General features: G+C 29.8%; 4 protein-coding genes and 1 pseudogene. 3 read left to right on the plus strand and 2 right to left on the minus strand.

Going from position 1 to position 4,667, the window contains the following annotated elements; translation table 11 throughout:
- The coding region (locus B4I81_RS01285; protein ID WP_291106593.1) for an ArsC/Spx/MgsR family protein at window positions 1–303 on the plus strand (303 nt) is incomplete at its 5' end.
- Window positions 304–378: 75 nt separating this feature from the next.
- Window positions 379–2,829 (plus strand): TonB-dependent receptor domain-containing protein, encoded by a 2,451-nt coding sequence (locus tag B4I81_RS01290; protein WP_291106594.1) that lies wholly within the window; start codon window positions 379–381, stop codon window positions 2,827–2,829.
- Between the two features lie 72 nt (window positions 2,830–2,901).
- Here the strand turns inward: B4I81_RS01290 and B4I81_RS01295 are convergent, their stop codons facing one another.
- The gene (locus B4I81_RS01295; protein WP_008258162.1) at window positions 2,902–3,072 is read right to left on the minus strand and encodes a hypothetical protein; all 171 of its coding nucleotides are present in this window, start codon (window positions 3,070–3,072) and stop codon (window positions 2,902–2,904) included.
- Between the two features lie 85 nt (window positions 3,073–3,157).
- A complete protein-coding gene (gene corA / locus B4I81_RS01300; protein WP_291106596.1) occupies window positions 3,158–4,228 on the minus strand; it encodes a magnesium/cobalt transporter CorA in 1,071 nt (356 codons plus the stop codon).
- Between the two features lie 72 nt (window positions 4,229–4,300).
- On the opposite strand from corA, the pseudogene B4I81_RS01305 reads away from it, so the two are divergent.
- Window positions 4,301–4,667 (plus strand): annotated as a pseudogene (locus B4I81_RS01305) (imidazolonepropionase); the annotation flags it as partial.

The raw sequence follows: 4,667 nt of genomic DNA on the forward strand, positions 1-4,667 counted from the left end.
AGAGAAGGTTTGTGCGAAATTGAAAACTTAAACCAACCTTTTGAAATTCGAAAATATTTTGATGAACCGTTCTCAGAATCAGAGCTAAAAGAAGTAATTCAAAAGCTAAAAATTAAACCAATCGATTTGGTAAGAACCAAAGAATCAATTTGGACTGAAAAATACAAAGGAAAAGAACTTAATGATGAGGAAATAATTAAAGCAATGCTTGAAAATCCAAAACTAATTGAACGTCCAATAGTAATTAACGGTAATAGAGCCGTTATTGCTAGACCAAAAGAAAAGATTAACGAAATCCTTTAGTAGTTTTAACATAGATTTAGCAAATAACGACTAAACCAAAAGTTACTTTTGTGGTCTTATTTGCAAAAAAACATTATGAACAAAAAAATTCTTATTACCGTCTTTACTTTATTGTCATGCCTGCTTACTTTTTCGCAACGACCTGATGTTAAAAAAATTACTATTTCGGGAAAAGTTATTGAAAAAGGCACGAATCAACCTTTAGAATACGCTACAATAGTTTTCGAAAACAACATAACCAAACAGTTATCTGGAGGAATAACAGATGAAAATGGTAATTTCAAATTTGAAGTTACTACAGGTAAATATAATGTTAGAGCAGAATTTATCTCTTTTAAAAGTATCAAATTAGCACAAACTGAATTTAATTCTGATGTCAATTTAGGTGTTATTGCAATGGAGCCAGATGTTGCGCAATTAAATGAAATTGAAGTTGTTGCTGAAAAATCTACAGTAGAAATTAAACTTGATAAAAGAGTTTACAACGTAGGTAAAGATATGATGGTAAAAGGCGGTACTGTTAGTGACGTTTTAGATAACGTACCATCTGTAACTGTTGATGCGGAAGGAACTGTAGCTTTAAGAGGTAATGAAAATGTTAAAATATTAATTGACGGAAAACCTTCTGGTTTAGCCGGAATTAATATTGCAGATGCTTTAAAATTATTACCCGCTGATGCCGTTGAAAAAGTAGAGGTTATTACCAATCCATCTGCACGTTATGATGCTGAAGGGGGTGGTGGAATTATTAACATTGTTTTACGCAAAGGAAAAGCAAATGGAGTTAATGGTTCGGTAATGGTAAATGCAGGTGACCCAGAAACTTATGGAACAAGCATTAATTTAAATAAGAAAAGTAATAACTATAATTTGTTTTCTAACATAGGATATAATTATAGAAACAACCCCGGAAACACTATGGTCGATGCTGAGTATTTTAATGCTGATGGTTCGACAAATCGTTTTATTAAAGAAAGAAGAACTAATGAACGATTAAGTAAAGGATATAATGCTAACTTTGGAATCGATTTAAATTTATCAAAATCATTAAGTTGGACCAATGCCATAACATTCAGAGAAAACAATGGCGAAAACCCTGATAATGTTTTCTTTTATAATTTTGATGCAACAAACAATCCAACTTTTGTTAGAAATCGTTTGAACGATCAAAAAAGTGATGAATTTAGTATTGAGTACACCTCTAACTTTACAAAAAAATTCAAAAAAGACGACCACAAATTAACAATTGATTTTGCTACGTCTCAAAATAGAGAAAATGAGTATGCCACCATTTACGATCAAATTTTAGAAAATCCTACCTCAATAGTAACTCAAGGTACAACTAATAAAAACAACCAACAAAGAAACTTAATTCAATCAGATTATGTGTTGCCAATTGGTAAAAACGGACGTTTTGAAGCGGGGTATAGAGGAAGTTTTCAAAAGAATTTAACAGATTTTGTGGTTACTCCCGTTTCTGAGTTTTCTAATACTTTAGAATATATCGAAAATGTAAATGCACTTTACACTCAATATGGTTCTAAAATCAATAAATTTTCTTATTTCTTTGGTTTACGTTTTGAAGACAGTCATATTGAAGTGAACTCATTATCTTTAAACGACTACAACACAAAAAAATACAATAACTTATTCCCATCGGCAACTTTTAATTACGAGTTTTCTGAATCAAGTTCTGTTAGTTTAAGTTATAGTAAAAGAATTAATCGTCCAAGAGGGCGTTTCTTAAACCCAGTTTCATCCCTATCAAGTAACATTAATATCTTTCAAGGAAATCCAGATATCAATCCATCCTATACAGATGCTATTGACTTAGGCTATCTTAAAAAATGGAAAAAATTAACATTCAATACATCAGCTTACATTAATGTTACAAATGATGCATTTCAATTTATTAGAAAAGAATCTGGTTTATTTGTAGAAGGTGTTCCTGTCATCTTAAGCACGCCTATCAATTTATCAAAAGAATATAGAACAGGTTTCGAATTTAACTTAAACTACACACCTTACAAATGGTGGAGATTAAACGGAAACTTCAATGCGTTTAGAAATGAAACTCAAGGAAATTACAGCTATGTAGATTACGTTGGAAATACCGTTTTACAAAATTTTGATAATGTAGCTTTAACTTGGTTTACAAGAATTAGTTCTAAAATTACTTTGCCTTATAAAATAGATTGGCAAACTAACGCAACTTATAATGCTCCTCAAACTAATGCTCAAGGAAAATCTTTAGGAGTAGCCTCTATGAACCTTGCTTTTAGTAAAGATATTCTAAAAGAAAAAGGTAGTATTTCATTAAATGTAAGTGATGTTTTTAATTCAAGAAAAAGAATTATGGAAACAAACATTCCAAACGTAGTAAGTTCGTACAGTGAAATGCAATGGAGAGTAAGACAAGTAATGTTAACTTTTACTTATCGTTTTAACAAACAGAAAAACGAAAAAGAAAGACAACCTCGTAGAGAAGATAACGGTGGAGAAGGTGATTTTATGGGGAGACCATAATTTCCAAATCCATTAACCATAAAAAAAGTCCCGATTAATTCGGGACTTTTTATTTTTAAAATTAAAAGAAAATTATCCTTCTAATTCAGCTTGTCTTTTAGCTCTTTTCTCTTTAATCAATTCCATAATAGCACCGCCCAACCAATAGTGAACAAATCCTACTAAGAAAATCATCAACCAAAAACCAATAGTTAATATGGTTAAGAAAAGTAAAAAACCTAGGTACTGTTGAAATTCAAACATGTTTTCCGGAATTTTTATGAATTCACGTCAAAGATAGTAGTAATATTTATTTTTGACAATAGAATTCAAAATTATTTTATGATAACTAAAACCACTTTTTCAATTTAAAATAAACAAACATAAATAGCACCACAACAATCATTACTCCCCATATAATAAAGTAACCATTCTCCCACTCTAACTCTGGAAAATTTTTAAAGTTCATTCCATAAACCCCAACAATAAAAGTTAAGGGTAAAAAGAACATTGAAACCACAGTTAGGGTTTTCATTACTTCATTCATCTTATGATTCTGCGCCGAAAAAAAGTAACTTGAAGCGCTTTCTAATGTTATTAAATCGGATTCAATTTGTTCTAATAATTCAAGGCATTTTTGATGTAATCGTGAGAAAAAAGAATAATTTTCATGCTGAATATCATTAAAAACATCATCATCCTTCATGCTTTTAATAGAATATAAGGAATCGCGTAATGGAATAATAGAACGTTTTAGAAAATTAAAATTATCACGATGTTTTTCAATTAATTCTAATACTTCTGGTTTAGTACTTGCTTTTGATAAATTAATAATTTCGTCTACTCGATCTTCTTCGCTTTCAATAGAAATATAAAAATTTTCAATTATAGCATCTAAAAGTAAATACAATAAAAAATCAGCTTTTTTGGTTCTAACTACACCCGAATTGGTTCGTAATCGCTCTCTTATGTGTGTAAAAAAATCACTTCGCTTTTCTTGAAAGGATAACAAAACATTATCTTTTAACATAAAACTAATTTGTTCATACCCTAAAGCATCACTATCTTTAATAGGTAAAAGCGATTTTACATTAAAAAACAAAATATCATGATATTCCTCTAATTTTGTTCTTTTAGTAGTATTTAATATATCCCCAATGATAAAATTATCAGCTCCAAAAATTTGTCCAATAGCTGCAATTTTATCAGGTTCGTTTAATCCGTGAATGTTAACCCAATTCACTTTTGTAATATTAATACTGTTTTTTACATCCGAAACTTCTAATTGTTGCATTTCGGTTACATCATCAGCATTATAAACAAATAATTGAATTTCAGTTGGGGTAGTTTTATGAGAACCTGTGTATTCTAGAACACTTGGCTGAACTTTTCTTCCTTTCTTGTATTTAATTTTTCTCAAAACAAACAAATTTTATATAAAGATAGGAGTTTTTAAAAATGAGAAGTATTTTTACTAAAAATTTTATTTCAGATGCAAACACTTTTTATCAATATAAAAGAGCTTTTACAAGTTAGAGAAAATTCAATCGAAAAGGTTTCTGGAAAAGAAATGGCTACTTTACCCAAAATCGATAATGCATATCTTTTAATTGAAAATAATCTTATTGCTGATTTTGGCCCAATGGATAATTGCCCAATAATTTCAGATGCTAAAGTTATTGATGCAACTGGACAAGTAATTTTACCAACATGGGTAGATAGTCACACACATATCGTGTATGCAGGAAATAGAATTCAGGAATTTGTAGATAGAATCAATGGTTTGTCGTATGAGGAAATTGCTAATCGTGGTGGGGGAATTTTAAATTCGGCAAAAAAACTGAACGAAACTTCTGAAG

The organism is Flavobacterium sp. UBA6195 (genome assembly GCF_002422095.1).
Lineage (GTDB): Bacteria > Bacteroidota > Bacteroidia > Flavobacteriales > Flavobacteriaceae > Flavobacterium.